At 55.5% G+C, this 18,513-nt stretch carries 18 protein-coding genes; 13 read left to right on the forward strand and 5 right to left on the reverse strand.

The features are described 5' to 3' along the window. The first annotated feature begins 1 nt into the window (after position 1). From H7B67_RS19785 to H7B67_RS19795, 3 genes are all read left to right on the forward strand, one after another. Positions 2 to 1,045: an ABC transporter permease gene (locus H7B67_RS19785; RefSeq protein WP_185121578.1), complete on the forward strand. Its 1,044-nt coding sequence runs from the start codon at positions 2 to 4 to the stop codon at positions 1,043 to 1,045. Then, on the forward strand, positions 1,035 to 2,000 hold the full coding sequence (gene yjfF / locus H7B67_RS19790) for a galactofuranose ABC transporter, permease protein YjfF (protein WP_185121579.1): 966 nt from the start codon (positions 1,035 to 1,037) through the stop codon (positions 1,998 to 2,000). The genes H7B67_RS19785 and yjfF overlap by 11 nt, the downstream gene beginning before the upstream one ends. 135 nt (positions 2,001 to 2,135) lie before the next feature. After that, the gene (locus H7B67_RS19795; protein WP_342592458.1) at positions 2,136 to 3,191 is read left to right on the forward strand and encodes an ABC transporter substrate-binding protein; all 1,056 of its coding nucleotides are present in this window, start codon (positions 2,136 to 2,138) and stop codon (positions 3,189 to 3,191) included. 9 nt (positions 3,192 to 3,200) lie between these two features. On the opposite strand, the gene H7B67_RS19800 is transcribed toward H7B67_RS19795, so the two are convergent. Then, the gene (locus tag H7B67_RS19800; RefSeq protein WP_185121580.1) at positions 3,201 to 4,553 is read right to left on the reverse strand and encodes an MATE family efflux transporter; all 1,353 of its coding nucleotides are present in this window, start codon (positions 4,551 to 4,553) and stop codon (positions 3,201 to 3,203) included. Positions 4,554 to 4,681: 128 nt separating this feature from the next. Here H7B67_RS19800 and H7B67_RS19805 point away from each other — a divergent pair, with 128 nt between their 5' ends. Then, positions 4,682 to 5,368, forward strand: coding sequence for a TetR/AcrR family transcriptional regulator (locus H7B67_RS19805; protein ID WP_185121581.1), 687 nt, complete (start codon positions 4,682 to 4,684; stop codon positions 5,366 to 5,368). Positions 5,369 to 5,451: 83 nt separating this feature from the next. On the opposite strand, the gene H7B67_RS19810 is transcribed toward H7B67_RS19805, so the two are convergent. Together H7B67_RS19810 and H7B67_RS19815 are read right to left on the reverse strand one after the other, a co-directional pair. After that, positions 5,452 to 6,021 (reverse strand): GerMN domain-containing protein, encoded by a 570-nt coding sequence (locus tag H7B67_RS19810; protein ID WP_185121582.1) that lies wholly within the window; start codon positions 6,019 to 6,021, stop codon positions 5,452 to 5,454. Positions 6,022 to 6,036: 15 nt separating this feature from the next. Then, positions 6,037 to 7,515 carry an N-acetylmuramoyl-L-alanine amidase family protein gene (locus H7B67_RS19815; RefSeq protein WP_185121583.1) on the reverse strand — a complete coding sequence of 493 codons (1,479 nt, stop codon included), beginning with the start codon at positions 7,513 to 7,515 and terminating at the stop codon, positions 6,037 to 6,039. Positions 7,516 to 7,749: 234 nt separating this feature from the next. Between H7B67_RS19815 and H7B67_RS19820 the strand changes: the two genes are divergently transcribed. From H7B67_RS19820 to H7B67_RS19835, 4 genes are all read left to right on the forward strand, one after another. After that, positions 7,750 to 9,051 (forward strand): SIR2 family protein, encoded by a 1,302-nt coding sequence (locus H7B67_RS19820; protein ID WP_185121584.1) that lies wholly within the window; start codon positions 7,750 to 7,752, stop codon positions 9,049 to 9,051. Beyond that, positions 9,048 to 11,174 carry an ATP-binding protein gene (locus tag H7B67_RS19825; RefSeq protein ID WP_185121585.1) on the forward strand — a complete coding sequence of 709 codons (2,127 nt, stop codon included), beginning with the start codon at positions 9,048 to 9,050 and terminating at the stop codon, positions 11,172 to 11,174. Before H7B67_RS19820 ends, H7B67_RS19825 begins: the two co-directional genes overlap by 4 nt. Positions 11,175 to 11,252: 78 nt before the next feature. Next, complete coding sequence (locus H7B67_RS19830; RefSeq protein WP_185121586.1) at positions 11,253 to 11,543, forward strand: MazG nucleotide pyrophosphohydrolase domain-containing protein; 291 nt, start codon at positions 11,253 to 11,255, stop codon at positions 11,541 to 11,543. A 249-nt stretch (positions 11,544 to 11,792) separates the two neighbouring features. Further along, positions 11,793 to 11,963: a hypothetical protein gene (locus H7B67_RS19835; protein ID WP_185121587.1), complete on the forward strand. Its 171-nt coding sequence runs from the start codon at positions 11,793 to 11,795 to the stop codon at positions 11,961 to 11,963. Between the two features lie 74 nt (positions 11,964 to 12,037). Here the strand turns inward: H7B67_RS19835 and dat are convergent, their stop codons facing one another. Both dat and H7B67_RS19845 read right to left on the reverse strand, forming a co-directional pair. After that, a complete protein-coding gene (gene dat / locus H7B67_RS19840) occupies positions 12,038 to 12,877 on the reverse strand; it encodes a D-amino-acid transaminase (RefSeq protein WP_185121588.1) in 840 nt (279 codons plus the stop codon). Between the two features lie 156 nt (positions 12,878 to 13,033). Beyond that, positions 13,034 to 14,158: a mandelate racemase/muconate lactonizing enzyme family protein gene (locus H7B67_RS19845; RefSeq protein ID WP_185121589.1), complete on the reverse strand. Its 1,125-nt coding sequence runs from the start codon at positions 14,156 to 14,158 to the stop codon at positions 13,034 to 13,036. A gap of 317 nt (positions 14,159 to 14,475) precedes the next feature. Between H7B67_RS19845 and H7B67_RS19850 the strand changes: the two genes are divergently transcribed. From H7B67_RS19850 to H7B67_RS19870, 5 genes are all read left to right on the forward strand, one after another. Further along, on the forward strand, positions 14,476 to 15,147 hold the full coding sequence (locus H7B67_RS19850; protein WP_185121590.1) for an FCD domain-containing protein: 672 nt from the start codon (positions 14,476 to 14,478) through the stop codon (positions 15,145 to 15,147). 15 nt (positions 15,148 to 15,162) lie between these two features. After that, entirely contained in the window at positions 15,163 to 16,059 is an 897-nt protein-coding gene (locus H7B67_RS19855; RefSeq protein WP_209649184.1) for an ABC transporter substrate-binding protein, read from the forward strand. 89 nt (positions 16,060 to 16,148) lie between these two features. Continuing rightward, entirely contained in the window at positions 16,149 to 16,883 is a 735-nt protein-coding gene (locus H7B67_RS19860) for an amino acid ABC transporter permease (RefSeq protein WP_185121591.1), read from the forward strand. A gap of 21 nt (positions 16,884 to 16,904) precedes the next feature. Further along, positions 16,905 to 17,621 (forward strand): amino acid ABC transporter ATP-binding protein, encoded by a 717-nt coding sequence (locus H7B67_RS19865; RefSeq protein ID WP_185121592.1) that lies wholly within the window; start codon positions 16,905 to 16,907, stop codon positions 17,619 to 17,621. A 65-nt stretch (positions 17,622 to 17,686) separates the two neighbouring features. Continuing rightward, the gene (locus H7B67_RS19870) at positions 17,687 to 18,496 is read left to right on the forward strand and encodes a nitrilase-related carbon-nitrogen hydrolase (RefSeq protein WP_185121593.1); all 810 of its coding nucleotides are present in this window, start codon (positions 17,687 to 17,689) and stop codon (positions 18,494 to 18,496) included. The last annotated feature ends 17 nt before the right edge of the window (positions 18,497 to 18,513 follow it).

An 18,513-nucleotide genomic window follows, 5' to 3' on the forward strand; every position in this document is an offset into this window, starting at 1 on the left:
CATGGCTAGCAGACTCGTTCGGCACCACCTGTTCTGGCCCTTATGCGTATTGGCCGCTTTATTGCTCTTTAACCTGCTCTATTCGCCGGATTTCTTTTCGATTGTCGTGCGCAACGGGAACTTGTACGGAAGCTTGATCGATATTCTGAACTTCGGCGCTCCCTTGATGATGGTCTCGATCGGAATGACTCTCGTGATCGCTACCGGCGGCATCGACCTCTCCGTCGGTTCCATCGTGGCGATCTCCGGCGCAATGGCTTGCTTGACCATTAGCAAGAGCTCGGATCAAAGCTCGCTTCCGCTCGTCTTCGGAGCCGTATTGGCTTCCATCGCGCTCTCTCTCGTTCTCGGTTTATGGAATGGTGCGCTGGTCGCGGCCGCGCGGATTCAGCCGATTATCGCTACGCTGATTCTAATGGTCGCGGGTCGGGGGATCGCGCAACTGATTACGAGCGGACAGATCATTACGGTGTCCAGCGATCTCTATGAATATATCGGAGCCGGATCTCTGGCTTCCTTGCCTTTCTCTATCTTCCTCGTAGCCGCCGTCCTGATCGCCGCGTCCTTGCTGACGCGCAAGACGGCTCTCGGCCTGTTCATCGAATCGGTCGGCAGCAACGCGAGGGCAAGCCGGCTGGCCGGGCTCCGTTCCAATACGGTTATCCTGTCGGTCTACGTCTTCTGCGGGTTATGCGCGGGAATCGCCGGGCTCATTCTCAGCTCGAACGTCTCTAGCGCGGACGGCAACAACGCAGGCTTATGGTACGAACTGGACGCCATTCTGGCCGTCGTCATCGGAGGAACCTCGCTGAGCGGCGGGCGGTTCTACCTGATGGGGACGGTCATCGGCGCTCTCATTATTCAGACGTTGACGACCACGATCTATATGATCGGCGTTCCTCCGGAGATCACGCTGGTCGTGAAGGCGTTCGTCGTGCTGGCCGTCTGCTTGATCCAATCCGAGTCCTTCCGCAAGTCCATCGCCTTCCGTTGGGCGAAGAGGAAATATCCCGCCGAACAGGAGGCTGCCCGTCATGTTTCTTAATCGCAAGTATGTTCCTGTTCTCGTGACATTGGGCCTGTTGGCCGCGATGTTCGCCGCAGGGTCGTTGCGCTATACGGGATTCTTCTCGATGCAGGTTCTGTACAATCTGTTGATCGATAATTCCTTTCTGCTTATCACCGCGGTCGGGATGACGTTCGTCATTCTATCCGGCGGCATCGACCTGTCGGTAGGCTCCGTCATTGCCCTGACTACCATGGTGTGCGCGAGCTTGGTCGAACAGAACGGCTGGCCTCCGGCCGTCGTTATTCCGATGGTGCTCGCGATGGGTTCTCTGTTCGGAGCGCTTATGGGAGCGATCATTCATTACTTCCGCATTCAACCGTTTATCGTCACGCTTGCCGGAATGTTTCTGGCCAGGGGATTGTGCTATGTCATCAGCATCGATACGATCACGATCGCGGATCCGTTCTACACCAGGGTCGCCCAGACGAAAATCTCTCTCCCCGGGGGATTCGTCTCGATTAATGTGCTCATCGCGCTCGTTGTCGTGCTGTTGGCCGTCTATTTGGCGCATTACACCCGGTTCGGGCGCAAGGTGTACGCCATCGGGGGAAGCGAGCATTCCTCGCTCCTGATGGGATTGCCGGTCGCCCGCACGAAGATTCTGGTTTATACGTTAAGCGGCTTCTGCTCGTCGCTCGCGGGCGTCGTATTCACCTTCTATATGCTCTCCGGTTACGGGCTTCACGCGATGGGGCTGGAGCTGGACACGATCGCCGCGGTCGTGATCGGAGGAACCCTTCTCACCGGAGGAGTGGGGTTCATCGCGGGTACCTTCCTCGGCGTGTTGATCCAGGGGGTTATCCAAACTATAATCAGCTTTGAAGGAACGCTCAGCTCGTGGTGGACCAAGATCGTTATCGGCCTGCTGCTATTCGTGTTTATCCTGTTCCAACGCGTCTTAAGCGAAAGAAGAATATCTATTAAATCTTAGAATATCTATTAAATCTTAGAATATCTATTAAATCTTAGAATATTTATTAAATCTTAGAATATCTATTAAAACTTGGAATATCGATCCAATCCTAGCTTCGAGATTCTGCGATTCCGAACGGACAGGGGGGAGAACGTGAAACGCAGTTTAAGCCGTGTGTATATCTTGTCCTTCCTTATGGTTCTTCTGCTTCTGCAGGGCTGCAACGCGACTCCTTCCGTCTCTCCCGCGGCTTCGGCGGATCCCGATCGGCCCCCGTCCATCCAAGAATGGAGGAGAACGTCGGGGGAGGACGTTCGAGCGGAGAAGCCGCTCGTTATCGGATTCTCCCAGCTGGGAAGCGAGAGCGCCTGGCGAATGGCGAATACGGCTTCCGTACGGGAAGCCGCGAAAGAATCGGGAATCTCGCTTCTCCTGGAGAATGCCGAGCAGTCTCAGCCGAAGCAATTCGAAGCGGTCCGGGAATTCATCCGCCGGAAGGTTGATGTCATCGCCATCGCGCCGGTCGTCGAGTCCGGGTGGAGCGGCATTCTTCAGGAAGCGAAGCTTGCCGGCATCCCGGTCGTCATCCTGGATCGTTCCGTTAATGTCGAGGATACTTCCCTGTTCGTAACGACGATCGGCTCGGATTTCTACGAAGAAGGAGTCAAAGCCGGCAAATACCTTCTGGATAGGATGCAGAATCAGGCCGGTCCGATCCGGATAGCGGAATTGCAAGGAACGGCCGGCTCGTCTCCTTCCATTCAGCGCGGCGAAGGGTTCCGAAGCGTCGTCAAGGCGAGGACGGATATGGTCATTACCCAGAGCGCTCCGGCCGACTTCACCGAGAACAAAGGCAAAGAGGTCATGCAAGAGCTTCTCCAAGTGCCGGTCGAGGAGAGACCGCAAGTGTTGTTCGCGCATAACGACGATATGGCCATCGGAGCTATCGAAGCGATCAAGGAAGCGGGGCTAAGGCCAGGCAAGGATATCGTCATCTTATCCGTGGACGGCTCGCGGAGCGCGCTTCAGCTTCTGAATGACGGCGAATTGAACGCCGTGGTCGAATGCAATCCGCTGCTTGGACCGCTGCTCATGCAAGCTGCCAAGGAGATCATGGCCGGACGCTCGCTTCCTAAGCGGATGATTCCTCCCGAGGATATCTTTACTCAAGAGAGAGCGGAGCACGCGATCCAAAATAGAAAGTTCTAGTTCCGTTGTCTATTGAACCAAAGCATCCATGTCCGGCTGAAGCTTGTTCCGCAGAACATACAGCATGATGGCTCCGACGAGGAACGCGACGGCATCCGCGATGACGAGCGACCAGACGACCCCGTGGAAGCCGTTCGTATGATTGGCGATAAACAGGACCGGGATCAGAGTAATTCCCTGAATGACTGACATAATAAACGCGGCAGTTCCTTGAGACGTTGCTTGGAAGATCCCCGTAAACAGCGTCGTCATTCCCGTAATGAACAAGGATAAGAACGTCACATGCAGAATGTAGCTGCCCATCTCGATTAATTGCGGGTCATTCGTGAATAAGCCGATCAAGTGGTCGGAGACCAGGTAGACAATGACGCCGAACGCGACGGCTAGCGACAAGATCGCTTTGATCGTGAATCCGATGGTTTGCTTCATCCGTATTTTATTGGCCGTAAAAGTGAAGGCAATGAGCGGCACGACCCCCTCGCACAAGCCCATCAGAATGAATTCCGGAAACTGCAGCAGACGCGATGATATTCCGTAAGCCGCAACGGCCTGATCCCCATAATCCACCAGAAAATGATTAAAGATGAGCGACATGGCACCCAAGAAGATGCTCATGATAAAGACGGGAACGCCGATTTTGAATACATTGCCCAGAATGTCCTTCGTAGCCTTGAACCACTTGGCGGAGAGGGTCAAGAATCGGCTCTTGTATCCCATATAGAAAGCGAAGAATAAGCTCGCAGCCAAGTTGGAAATCACCGTAGCCGACGCAACGCCGATAACGCCCCAATGAAAAACGAAAATCGCCAGCGCATCGAGAATAATATTGACGACTACGCTGAGAATCATCCCGATCATCGAAGTGATCGCGGCTCCCTCCGAGCGAACGATATTCTCGAGCGTGAAGAACAACACGACGATGGGGGAGCCGATCAGCATAACCGTGACATAGTCCTTCGTGAATCCGTACGATTCCGGCGTCGCCCCCAGGCCGTGAACGATCGGATCGATCGACGGGAGGCCGACGGCTATCACGATCAGACCGAGAACCAAACTACTGTAAAAGGCGAAAGACGACACGTGCTTTACGCTCTCGTATTTTTTCTCTCCCAGCAATCTGGAGATGAAGGTGCCGCTGCCTATGCCTATTAAGTTGCCTAGCGCCATAATGATCGCGAATAACGGCAAAGTAAGGGCGAGGGCGGTTAACATGGCCGTATTGTGGAGAGTTCCAAGGAAATAGGCGTTCAAAATGGAATAAATGACGCTCATCGACGTCCCCAGCATCATCGGTACGGCGAAGTGAGCGACGGCTTTGGCGATCGAAGCTTTCTCGAAGTAATGAAGGTTTTCTGCATCCATGCGGATCCCTACTTTCTGTTTGTATTTATCTAACGGTGTTAGATTGAACCTTACAGTGTTAGATGATATCATGAGCTTAGGAACCTGTAAAGCGAAATCTTACACTGTTAGATAAAGGGCGGATATCGATGAAAAAGCAACAGCCTCAGATATCGGAGGATAAGATTCTGGAAGCCTCGTGGGAGCTGCTGGGGGAGGAGGGCATCGAGAAATTCAGCTTGAGGCGATTGGCCGACCGGCTGGGAATCCAGGCGCCCTCTCTATATTGGTACTTCAAGAGCAAACAGAATCTCTATCAGAGTTTGGCCAATCAGGTGTCGAAAATCATTCTGGAGGAGTTTCATTCCGAGGGAGAGTGGAAGGAGCAGCTGACGGAGATTGCAGGAACGGTACGAAGCGTGCTCAGCCGGTATCCCTGTTCCACGCAGCTCATGATGATGACGCTGCCCCACGAGCCGGACATCATCCGGTTCAACAACCGATTGCTGCTCTGCGTAGAATCAACGCCTCTTAAGCGAGACCAGAAAATGCAAGCGGCGACGACGCTCGTGAACTATGTCTACTACTTCGTTCTGGACGCTTATCAGCATGAGCGCAACGTCGCCGCTATTCTTAAGGAGCAGGGAGAGGGCGCGCTTCCGGGCGAGGAGATGATTCGTCTTCTGGATTCCATGAGCGAAGCGGATGCGGGATTGTTCCGGAGGATGTTTACCAGCGGGCTGTTCGAGCTGATGGGGACCGACTCGTCGTTCGAGTTCGGCTTGAAGCTGATCCTGCTGGGAATTGAACAGGTGATAAAGGAACAGGAGCAGTAGGACGTAAAAAGACTGTCGAGACTTTCTCGACAGTCTGAGCCGCGGTTATGCGGATTCCTACACTGCTACGCTAGTAGGATTCATTATGGCCGGAGCATCGGATGCTCCAATTCGACGTGTCCCATCAAGGAATCGACCTGCTGGCCGTCTAACGTCAGTTCGATCTCCTTCACCTCGTCGAACTGGAACATCGTTTGCTTCAGCGCATCGATGGCGAGAGCTTCGCCCCCGGACCCTAGTCTCGCTTCATCCGGAAGGCTGATATCGATGGCGAGCCGACCGTTCTCTTCGGAGAAAGAAAGGCTGTTCAGTACAACCCTCTCCCATAGAGCGATTAGTCCGTCTTTCTCGGTCTGCAGGGCTTTGAACGCGCCTTCGTATTTGGACTGACCGGCCGTTACCTCAATCTCTTGGGATTCCTGCTTAAGGTCCAAGATATTATCATCCGTATAATAGGTTTGGATGGTCAACGTGTCCGTCGCCGAAGGAGATGGCGTTTCTTCTTCCGCGGGCTCCGCAACCTCTCCGGAGCTGCTGTTCGCAACCGATTCACTGCCGCCCGAACTCCCTGGCGCGGCAATCGGTTTATCCCCGCAGCCTGCCAGAAGACTGATTAGAGCTATCAACAACATGAAGCAGCCGATTTTTCTCATCTCGCGTCCCCCTCCTTATAGAGCCTTCTCCGTCAGCCCCAAATATTCCTCTATTCCGGCAACGATGCTTTGCGCGACGCGTTGTTGGAATTCTTCGGTAAACATGACGGCTTCGTCCTTGGCATTGCTGAGATAACCGGCTTCGAGAAGAACGGCCGGCATCGTCGTCTCCCGGGTGACGTAGAGGCTTTGTTTTCTTATTTTCCGGTCGGGCAGTCCCGTTCCTTCCAACAAATGACGATGCATCGTTTCGGCAAGAGCCAGGCTCTCCTCCCGGCTATAGTGCGTCTCATACCCGCTCGGATTCGCCGGCGGATCGATACTGTTGCCGTGGATGGAGATGAAGAGGTCGGCGTTCGCCTCGTTGGCGATCTTCGCCCGATCCTCCAGCGACAGCGTGGAGTCGTCCGTCCGGGTCATAATGAGTTCGAGGTTCGGATTCTGTCTGAGCAAAGCTTCCACCTTCAAGGACACCGCCAGATTAAAGTCCTTCTCCAGCTTCTTCGTCACGCTCACGGATCCCGGAGCTTTGCCCCCGTGTCCCGCGTCTATGACGACGATTCGTTTCCCGCCCGAGTCGGTTCCTTGATTAGGTTCCGATCCGTTGCCGGAAGCCGGAGCGTCTGGAAGAAGATCGAGCGTGACGAGACCATCTCCGCTATTGTTCAAAGTATACGAGAGGCTGCGGTTCATATCGATGACGATTCTCACGGCTGAAGGCGCGGCGTTGAATAAAGAGTATCTTACCTTCGATACATCCGGATGGTTCGGCACTTCGAACGAGCCGCTCTGGTTGCTGCCCAGAATGAGCCCGTCTCCCGCCGTATCGGTAAACTTCGATAAAGGAATGTCGACGACAAGCCGGTCCGGTCCGCTCATCGTATAAACATTCGGCTCGACGCTCCTATCGGCCGCAATCGTTAACCGGTTCTCGTTGAATCCGATTCCGGTGATTTTAGCCAAATCGTTGTCGGCCGGCGGAGCAGACGGTTCTGCCGGAGGAACTTCTCCGGAATCCGTCTCTTCGTTGCCGCCGGTGTTGCTGCCGCCGCTCAGGATGGGCGACAATAAATATGCCGACTTGGTTGCGTTATCCCAAGCTACATTTAACCCCATCTGTTCGCTAATGAAACGCATCGGCACATACGTCGTGTTCTTTACCGCTTTAGGTGCCGCTATTAAACTGACTTTGTTTCCGTTTACAAGAGCCGTCGGATCGTCGATGGCTAAAGTAAGCGAAGTAGCCTCTTGTTCGATGGTCACCTTGTTCGTCTGCTTCTCCCAATTCACGCGAAACCCTAGGCCCTCCGCAACGACGCGAATGGGCAGCAGCACGCTTTCGTTTACGATTTGGATCTGTCCGTCCCCAGGTATAGCAAGCGCCGCTCCATCCAAATAAATGCTTGTCCCTTTTGTCTCCGCTTGTCCCGTTTTGGCAAAAAGGAACACGAGAATCAACGCAAATACGAATGCGGCCACGCTCTTTTTGTTCATTCGCTACCTCTGCCCTATGTAAGATTTGCCCTACGCTACGATGCTAACTCTATCGTTTCGACAAGGCCAGACGTCATATTAGACGTTCCGGAAGCGTTATAGTTGCGAAATTTTGCCAAATAACCTAATTGACGCGAAGACCATAGCGGAGAACGGATACGACGCGAGCAGGAAAGCGACTATAAATAGTCGAAATGGGTAAAAGCTGATCCGTAACCAAAGGAGGGTATCCGAATGACGGAATGGGCATCGAATATTTATCGCGCCGGTCCTGAAGAGAGGACGTTCGGCAAGGACTTATCGAAGGAAGAAATCAAAGAAGCTCGGTCTCAAATCGAACCTTGGTTGTCCGCTTTGTTTCAGAGCGAGCATCTCTCCCTGCTTTTGGGAAGCGGCTTCACGACCTCGATCGGATACTTAACGAAATCGGCTGCGACCGGAATGGGCAGAGTCGATTCGTTCGGCTGCAAGTACGAAGACCGGCTGAACGCTTATGCGGAGAAGTCGGCTAAGGCTTGCGGGCGAGGCGAGCCGAATATCGAAGACCAAATCCGTGCCGCCCTTGCTTTAATGGAAGGCTTGGAGATTATTCAGGATCCCGAGTGGCTTAATTGGAAGCAAGCTTTAACCAGAATCCTTAACGGCTTTATTACGAGCTTGTTAGAGACGGAGCAGGGGATAAACGAGAAAATATCGGAAGGCTCAGCCGACGGGGAACTGGCCCGAAGCGTGCTTATTTCGTTCTTAGTGAGCTTTGCGAGCCGAACGGCGACTAGAGAACGATTGAATATTTTTACGACGAACTACGATAGGCTGATCGAATATGCTTGCGATCTCATCGGCCTAAGGGTGATCGATCGTTTCGTGGGGACGCTTACCCCTATCTTTCGTTCTTCGAGAATAGACATCGACATGCATTACAATCCTCCGGGGATTAGAGGCGAGCCGCGATACCTCGAGGGCGTGGTGAAGCTGACCAAGCTGCACGGTTCGCTGGATTGGCACTACGCGGATAAAGCGCTGCGGAAGTGGCCGGTCCCCTTCGGAGCTCCTTCCAAATACTTTTATCACGTGGACGATCCGGTCAACAAAGTGATGATTTATCCGAATCCGGCTAAAGACGTCGAAACCCTGCAATATCCCTATGCGGAGCTGTTCCGGGACTTCTCGGCCGCGCTATGCCGTCCCAATTCGGCTATCGTTACATACGGGTACGGGTTCGGCGACGATCATATCAACCGCGTGCTCGAGGATATGCTGACGATTCCGTCCACGCACCTCGTCATTATCTCGTTCGATACCGCGGGAGGACGAATCCCGAGGTTCGTTGAGAAGGTAGGACGGGATGCCCAAATCTCTTTGTTGATCGGGAATCATTTTGGGGACATCGGCAACCTGGTGAACCATTACCTGCCTAAATCCGCTATCGATACGATTACGATCCGCAAATCGGAATTGCTCGCGAAGAGAGCGGAGCCCCAGCTGCCTTCCGGGCAAAGCGGATTAAAAACGGACGAAAGGGAGACCAGCTTATGACCACGCCGATCGAAGGGCTGTCGTCATTAGTCGTCGGAACCGTCGAATCCGTCTCGCCGCGCGAGGTCAGGGTGGTATTGGAGGCGGACGCTCCCCAATCCACGGCTTTGAATGCCGGGATACCCAGGGGTTTTCCGAGAATTAACGGCTATATTCTCATCCCGAACGAGCAAGGGGCAGTCGTCGGACTGATCTCCTGGATGGGCATCGAGAGCTCCTTGTACCCAAGTAGAACGGGGTCGAAGGACATCGGCCTGATCGACTTGCCTTTTCCCATGAGGAAGCTTGCGGTGGTGCCTCTCGGAACTCTCTGCAGATCGAACGACCATATGGAGTCCTACGAGCTTCGCCGCGGCATCTCCATTTTTCCCTCCGTCGGCGATAAGGTATGTATCCCAACGATAAAGCAGCTTCGGTCCATCGTGGAGGCTAGCGGCAGCGACAAACGGGTCGTCATCGGCAAAGCTCCCTTGGCGGAGAACGCTCCGGTCAGCATCGATCCCGACAAAATGTTCGGCAGGCACCTTGCCATTCTCGGGAACACGGGGAGCGGCAAGTCTTGTTCGGTCGCGGGAATGATTCGTTGGTCGTTGGAAGAAGCGAAGAAAGAGAGGATAAAGTCGATAGAAAACGGCATTCTCTCCGGTGACGGCGAGGATTCGGAAGCCGACCGTGTCAATGCGCGCTTTATTATCCTTGATCCGAACGGCGAGTATTCCAGAACCTTTGCCGACCTGGGAACGCGCGTGTTCAAGGTTCAGCCGGATTCGGATTCGGAGCAGCTTACGGTGCCCGCTTGGCTGTGGAACAGTCATGAATGGGGGGCTTTTGCGAGAGCGCAGACTCAAGTCCAGAGACCCGTTCTGGTTCAAGCGCTAAAAGGGATTAAAGAAGGACGCGCGCTTCAAGATCCTCTCCGACGTCGAATGGTACGGTTCGTTAAAGGAAGAGGGATGCAATTAGGCGGAGTTATCGGACAAGGCGTGCCCGGATATTCGGACTATCCAGGCTGCCATAAATGCGGGCATCTGCTGAGGGACATCGCCATTGAAGCCGGGGACTATTGGAATCGTTCTCAACAAGAACCGTCCATAACGGAAGAAATTAAGGCTGCCTTATCCGAGATAAAAAGCATTTGCGAAGCGACCGCAGACAGAAGACTCTATACGACGCGTAACGGCGCAACGGGATACAACGGTTTTAATGAGCCGGAGCTTCGCGAGATTTACGAAAGGCTCGAAAGCGTTCTTGCGCAGCTTAACTCGGATCGGGAAGAAAATAGCTCTGTCGATGCGGATTCGCCCATCTCGTTCAGCATCAGGGATTTTCCGGATTATTTGGAGGCTTTATCCGATGAGGCGGGAGGGAGCGTCGCGAATAATCTTCAATTTCTTATCATGAGGATAAGGACCATGCTGGGGGATAAGAAGTTCAACCAAGTGGTTGCTCCGCTAATCGATTCTACCTTTGAGGAGTGGTTGGAAGCCTATATCGGCAATAACCGGGCTAGAAACGGTCCGGTGGCCGTCGTGGATCTGTCCTTGGTGCCCTCGGATTTGCTTCATGTCATTGCGGCGGTCATTTCCAGAATCGTTTTCGAGGCGGTACAGAGATACAAAAAGCGGAATGGCGGCAAAGATCTTCCGACCGTTCTTGTCCTGGAAGAAGCCCATACGTTTATCAAGCGGGACATTCCGGACGATCTGTCGTCGGCGGCCAGCTTCGAGTGCAGGAGCATTTTCGAGAGGATCGCAAGAGAGGGGCGCAAGTTCGGCTTGGGACTTGTTCTTTCCTCTCAGAGACCGTCCGAGCTATCGCCGACCGTCCTATCCCAATGCAATACCTTTCTTCTGCATCGGATCGTTAACGACAGGGATCAAGAGCTCGTGAGCAGGCTCGTGCCGGATAATCTTGGAGGATTGCTCTCCGAGCTTCCGAGTTTGCCCGCCGGAGAGGCCGTGCTGATGGGGTGGGCTTCGCCGATCCCGGTACTCGTGAAAATCAAAGAGCTCCCGGCGGAGCAGAGACCCGAGTCCTCCGACCCCGACTATTGGAAGGTTTGGGTAGGGCACGAGGAGCGAGAGCTTGATTGGCCCGCTATCGCCCGGGATTGGAGACAGTAGCGGCTGCTTTGTCGGCACGCTTCCGCCCATGTACAATGTAGAGAGAGATTTATAGAAAAAAGGGCAAGGAGCGGGAAAATGAACGCAGCGGAGTTCCAACAATACGTCCGTCAATTCAGCGAGGAGAAAGGGTTCGACACCAGCACGATCGAGCAGAGAACGTTGTACTTGATGACGGAGGTCGGCGAGCTGGCCAAGGAGGTTCTGTCCGTATCCTTCCATCCGGATCGAGAGAAGCGGGAGAATTTGGGCTACGAGATGTATGACGTCGTCTGGAACATCTTCGATCTGGCGAATAAGCTGGGAATCGATTTGGAACAGGCGTTTCGTCGGAAGTTGGAGATTAACGAGCGGAGAACTTGGGAGTGATTGTTTTTTCCTATCTTAGGCGGTCCTCATTCGCGGAAGTCCCCAACCTCCCACTATCCCCCTCGCTCAGCAAACAAGGTTCGGAGCCGGCTGCTGAGCGAAGGGGATAGTGGACGTAATGGGCGAATTGGGATGTTGTCTCTCGAGTAATTTGGGACAAATTGGAATTTATCGGCCGACAGGATTTTTCTCCCTCCACGTGGAATTACATAGGCGGGAAAATAATCCTGAGCATGGTGGGGGAGTACGATGACGAAGCAGTATGCGATCGACTTGGCCAAGAAACTGTACCGCGACAATGAACGTTCTTACTTCGTAGTGAACGATCAATCGCCGGAAGATTACCGCGTCGTCGACAAAGAAGAGAAGAATCGGGACAATCTGAACCGTTACGTGGTGTTCAGCATCGAAGTAGACTAAAACCGAGACAACGAAGAGAAAATCCCCCTGACGGTTCGGCTCGATGAGCCATATCCGACAGGGGGATTCGTGCGTTATTGACCGATAGAGGCTGCGAAGTCTCTTTGGAGCCTTCGGGTGACGGGGCCGGCGGAGCCGCTGCCGATCGTCCGGCCGTCTACGGAAACGACGGGGGTGATCTCCACCGTCGTGCCCGTAATGAACGCTTCGTCCGCTTCACGCAGTTCTTCCACCGTAAACGGTCGCTCCTCGACGGACAGCTCGGCGGCCCGCGCGAGGCGGAGCACGACGGCGCGAGTGACGCCGTGAAGGATGAGATTATCGGCCGGATGGGTGACGATAATGCCGTCCTTGACGATCATGACGTTCGAGGCGCTGCATTCCGTCACCGATCCGCTGCGATGCAGAATGGCCTCCTCCGCTCCGGCGTCGAGCGCTTGTTGCTTGGCCAGAACGTTGCCGAGCAAATTCAGCGTCTTGTAATCGCAGCGGAGCCAACGGATATCTTCCACGGTGGCGGCACGGATGCCGGCTTCCATGGCGGCCAAAGGCCGTTCGAGCGGCTTCGTATAGGCGTGAAGGAACGGTCTGGCGGGCGCGGGGAAGGGTTGGGCCCTGGGAGCCGAGCCTCGAGTGATCTGCAGGTAGACGGTTCCTTCGCTTAAGGAATTGAGCGCGATAAGTTCCTTCAGCTTGGCGTGCAGTTCCTCGATGCCGTAGGGAAGCGGGATGCGAATACCTTCCGACGTTCTCGTAAGTCTAGCGAAATGAGCTTCGGGCTCGTACAATTTGCCATTGTAGACACGAAACACCTCGTAAAAACCATCTCCGAAGTAATAGCCCCGATCGTCGGGCGAGATCCTGACTTCCTCCTTGGGGAGGAACCGTTCGTCTTGTAAATAATAAGAACTCATTCGAATGATCTCCTTTGTCGGGTTAATAGCTTCTACCTCCTCATCTTAAAACACGAATAGGGACAAATCAAAAAATAACGCTGCCGATTTTTTAGCGGCAGCGTTCGGTTATGGGTATGGTTATGGCCTATCGTATGGCGATTCCGCTATATGCTTCTATAAGCTTTGCTCGTAAACGCGTTCCAAGCGTCCCTCGTCGACGGTGACGCCCAGTCCATAGCCTTCCGGTACTTGCACGGAACCGTTGGCGAGGATAAGGCCCGAAGCGGGATCGTCCTCGGGCTTTACCCGTTGGAACCCCCATACCTCGAAGTGGCTGGCTTTCGAAGCGGCGGCGATCTGCACGAGGGCGGAGGTCGCGAGCCGTCCTTCGTCCATCTGCCCCAGCATGTACGGAAGGTGGTATGCTTCCGCCACGGCCGTCATTTTGAGCAGATTGGCGACGGAACCGGCTTTGACCAGCTTGAGGTGGACGGCGTCTGCCGCGCCTTCGGCCGCGATTCGGGCCACGTCGGCGGTCGTCCGGCAGCTCTCGTCGGCTACGATTGTCGGAGCCGTCATCCCTTTGACGTGCTTCATTCCCGCGAAGTCGTCGGCATGTACCGGCTGTTCGGCCCATTCGACTCCGAGCGCTTCGAATTCCCGAAGGCGGATAATCGCCTGTTTAGCCGTCCAGCCTTGGTTTGCGTCGACGCCAAGCAGTACGCTTCCGGTCAAGCCGGCGCGGTCGATGGCGGAACGGGCGCGGCGAACGCGCTCCAGGTCGCCTTCGCGGTCCGGTCCGACGCGGAGCTTAATCGTGCGGAAGCCGGATTCCAGGTAACGGCGAGCTTCGTCTTCGGCACCGTCGGCCGTTCCGAACGCGATCGTCGCGTCGCTGGGAAGTTCGGAGCGTAACCGTCCGCCCAGCAGCTCGGCTGCCGATACGCGCAGGGCGCGTCCCGCCAGATCGAGGAGGGCGATATCCACGGCTGCCCTTGCCGCGCTATTGCCCGTAATCAGCCGGTCGAGCGCAGCGTTGATCGCGTTGCGGTTAAGCGCCGGCATGCCGAGCAGAGCGGGCGCGAACGTATGTCGCAAGATCGCGACAATGCGTTCCGGCGTGTCTCCCGTTACGTATTCGCAGTTGCCCCGCACCTCGCTCCATCCGCTGATCCCGTTATCCGCCGTCAGCTTTAGATAAACTTCCTTAAGATGGGTCACCGTTCCGGACGAGGAATGGGTGAAGGGCGGAGAAAGCGGAAGATCCTTGCGGAAAATTTCGATTTTCGATAGACGCATAGAAGAGTCCTCTTTTCTTGTTTATGTCACAAAACATTACGCAACTTCGAGAGGAGAGACATGGAATTCGTGATATTTGATATTTGATCAAATCTATTAGCCATTATAAAAGCAGAAAAAGAAAGATTGCAACAGATAAAGTGACATATAACGGGGGATTTAGCCAAAAAGACAAAAAATAAATCATTTTATGATAACTATATTGACACGAATATAGAAATGACTCTACAATGTGAGACATCCTCACAAGGTGATCAATGATATTTGATCAAATCTTGCAGCCGGATAGGAGACAACCATCAAGGAGGGTCGAGAAAGTGAGCAAGATACCCGTCATCGTAACCGCGGCCGAGCACGTTCACGCCGTTCTGAAGCAATGGGTACTGAACGGCGAGCTGGCTCCGGGAGAGAAGATCGACCAGGATGCGGTCGCCGCGAAGCTCGGCGTCAGCAAGATGCCCGTCCGCAGCGCGCTGGACAAGCTCGCCGCGCAGGATCTGGTCGTCCTGCATTCTCATCGCGGCGTGACCGTCAAGCCGTTGTCGGAGGATCATCTGGACGACATCTACCTCGTCCGCTGCAACCTGGAAGGGCTGGCGGTGAAGCTGGCGACCGAGCGATTGAATTCCGATTACCTCGCGATGCTGCGGGAGATGCTTCGCGAGCAGGACGCGCTGGCGCATCAGCCGAACGCGGATACCGATCGGATTCTGGCGACGAACCGCGAGTTCCACATGTTTATTTACCGTCTCGCGGAAAGGCCGGTGCTGCTCGGGACGATCGAGCGGCTGTGGGAGCAAAGCGAACGCTATCGCCGAATCCTGCTCGTGCAGCCCGGCATGGTCGACGGATCGCTCAACGAGCACCGTCAACTGGTGGAGCTCATGGAGAGAGGGGAAGCCGAAGAGGCCAGCCGGTTCTTGATGGAGCATAACCGGAAAACCCAAAGGGTCGTTCTTGAAGTCATGCGTGGTCAAACCAACAACTGAGGGGGATTCATCATCATGAAGAAGAACAAACGTGCACTTATCGGAATGGCAACGGCGGCGGCGATCCTGCTGCTGAGCGCCTGCGGTTCGAACAACAACAATAACGCCGGCAGCGGCGCAGTCGCTTCGCCTTCGGCGAGCGCGCCGGCTTCCCAAGCGGCGGCGGTCGCGCCTCCGGCGAATCTCGTCACCTCCGGCGTGCTGACTTACGGAACGGCGGCGACGTTCCCTCCTTACGAATACATGAAGGACGAGAAGTACACCGGCTTCGACATCGAGCTTGGCGAAGCGATCGCCGCGCAGATGGGGCTTCAAGTGAAGATCGAAGCGATGAACTTCGAAGGCCTGATTCCCGCGCTTCAAGGCAAGCGCATCGATATTATCAACTCGGCGATGTACATCAAGCCGGAGCGGGAAGAACAAGTCGACTTCGTTCCTTACATGCACATCGGACGCTCGATCGTCGTCAAAGCGGGCAATGCGAAGAACATTCACTCCATCGACGACCTGTCCGGGAAGACCGTCGCGGTGACGAGAGGAGCGGTCGAAGAGATTTACGCGAACGAGCAGAACGAACTTTTCAAGAGCCAGAACAAAGACCTGATCAAGATTCTTGCGCTGCCGACCGCCAACGACGCGGTGCTCGCGACGCAGCAAGGCCGGGCCGACGCCGTTCTGCACTCCACTCCGGGGGCGGCGTACCTGCTGGAGGAAATGCCGGGCGAGTTCGAGATCGTGAATTCGATCAACTCCGACACGCAGATCGGAATCGCGATCCAGAAGGGCGACGTCAACGCCGAGTTGAAGGCAGCCATCGAAGAGGCGCTGAACAACCTCGTGGCCGACGGCACTTACGATAAGTTGATGGAGAAATACAACCTTCCTGCAGAGATGAGTTTATTCAACGAGTGATCGGCACCCCAGATTAGCGCGGCCGCCGGTTCGTCAATGGGCGCGGAAGCGTCGGACGAGCCCGGCGGAATCGGCGAAGGAGGTTTATTATGAGCGGTTTTCAAGAGTTGATCACCAACGTCGGACACTATCTCGCCTCCCATTCTTTCCTGGTCGGAGCTCTCAATACGATCAAGCTGACGTTGGCGGCGCAGGCCGTCGCCGTCGTGCTCGGATTTGTCGTCGCTCTGGCCAAGATGTCGCGCTGGAAGGCGCTGAGCGGTTTGGCGAGCTCTTATATCTGGGTATTCCGGGGCATTCCCGTTCTCGTGCAGCTGATCTTCGTGTTTAACGCCCTTCCCCAATTCGGCATCAAGCTGACGGGCTTCCAGTCTGCATTGGTTGCCTTGGCCTTGAACGAAGCGGCCTACATGGCGGAGATCGTCCGCTCGGGCCTCGCTTCCGTCGGCAAAGGACAGCATCGCGCCGGACGGGCGCTCGGGATGAACAGCTGGCAGCGAATGCGCCACATCGTGCTGCCGCAGGCGTTCCGGGTCATCCTTCCCCCGACGGCCAACCAATTCATCGGGATGCTCAAGACGTCCGCCATGGCTTCCGTCGTCGGCTACACCGATCTGCTCATGACGGCTCAGCAGACGGCAAGCGCCAACTTCAACTACGTAGACACGCTGGTCGCCGCCGTTATCTACTACCTGGCGTTCACGGCGATCTTCACCCTTTTGCAAACCTATCTGGAGAGGAAACTGGACATCAGCCGCAAAGCAAAGCGTTCGCCAATCCGTCTTTGGAAGCGGCGCAGCCGAGAAACCCACAACGCCGCCTGAGGGCGAAGGAGCTGACAACGAATGCTGCGAGTCGAACAAGTATCCAAATCGTATCATGGCGAAAAGATTTTGAAGGACGTGTCGCTGGAGATCCGGGAAGGAGAACGGGTCGTCATCATCGGGCCGTCGGGCTCTGGCAAGTCGACGCTGCTGCGCTGCATGGCGGGTCTTGAGACGATCGAAGGGGGGCACATCCTCTTCGAGGATCACGACATCTACGAATCGAAGCAAGCCCGCTCCGAGATCGGGATGGTGTTCCAGTCGTTCGATCTTTTCCAACACTTGAGCGCGATCGACAACATCATGCTGGCTCCGAAAGTCGTTCGACGCGTAAGCGACCAGGAGGCGAGGGCCAAAGCCGTCTCTTTGCTCGATCGGGTCCGGCTGCGTGAACGCGCCAACCATTACCCCGAGCAGCTGTCCGGCGGCCAGCAGCAGCGGATCGCGATCGCCCGGGCGCTGGCGATGAATCCGAAGCTCATGCTGTTCGACGAGCCGACCTCGGCGCTTGATCCGGAGATGACGGGCGAGGTGCTGGACGTTATCGTCGATTTGGTTCAGGACGGAATGACCGTCGTCATCGTAACGCACGAGATGGAATTCGCCCGCCGGGTCGGCGACCGCATCATCTTCATGGATCAAGGCAAGGTCGTCGAGGACCTGCCGTCTTCCCAACTCTCGGAAGCGGCCAAGCACCCGAGGCTTAAGCAATTCTTGAATCAAATCACCCATTATTAAGGCAAGTTCGCCGATCGCGAGAGCTTCCGGCAGCCAACATTCCACCGAAGCGGAGGCGAAGAACCGTGCGCAAGACCAACCTGGCGCTCGTGCAGTTCGCGAGCGATCCGATGAACATCGAGGGCAACGCGGACAGGGCGATCGCCTTCATCGAAGAAGCGGGCGGGCAAGGAGCCGATCTCGTCGTGTTCCCCGAGCTGTTCCTTACCGGCTACGATACGGACCTCATCGGAGAGAAGTATGCAGAGCTGGCGCAGAGCGCGGAGGGGGCAATCGTCCGCTCTTTGCGGGAAGCCGCCAGGCGGGCGAGGGTCAACGTCGTGGCGCCAATGCCCTTGAAGCTGAAGGGCGGGGCGGGCGTCGGCAACGGCGCGGTCATCCTCGCGCGGGACGGCTCCGTGGCGGGGACTTTCAACAAAGTCCATCTCTGGGAGGACGAGCGCAAGCACTTCGTGCCGGGGAACGGATTCGCCGCGATCGCTCTGGACTTCGGCAAGCTGGGCGTGCAAATCTGCTACGACGCCGGCTTCCCGGAATCGTCTCGCACGCTGGCGCTTCAAGGCGCCGAGCTGCTCGTCGTTCCCTCCGCTTTCTCTTTGCCGGACAAGCATCGCTGGGACCTCTATTTTCCCGCGAGAGCTCTCGAGAATACGTGCTTCGTCGCGGCGGTCAACGGCGTCGGCGGGCAAGGGGCGTTCGAGCTGTACGGCAACAACAAGGTCGCGGGTCCGCGAGGCGAGCTGCTTCTCGACGGCGTCATGCACGAGGAAGCGATGCAGCTCGTCGAGATCGATCTGGAAGAAAACCATAACGCAGCCAAGTCGATCCCTTATTTAAGGGACATCCGAATAGACGCCTATGCCTATCGGGCTTGAAATTCAATCCAGGAAAG

This window comes from Cohnella thailandensis (assembly GCF_014212135.1).
GTDB classification, from domain to species: domain Bacteria; phylum Bacillota; class Bacilli; order Paenibacillales; family Paenibacillaceae; genus Cohnella; species Cohnella thailandensis.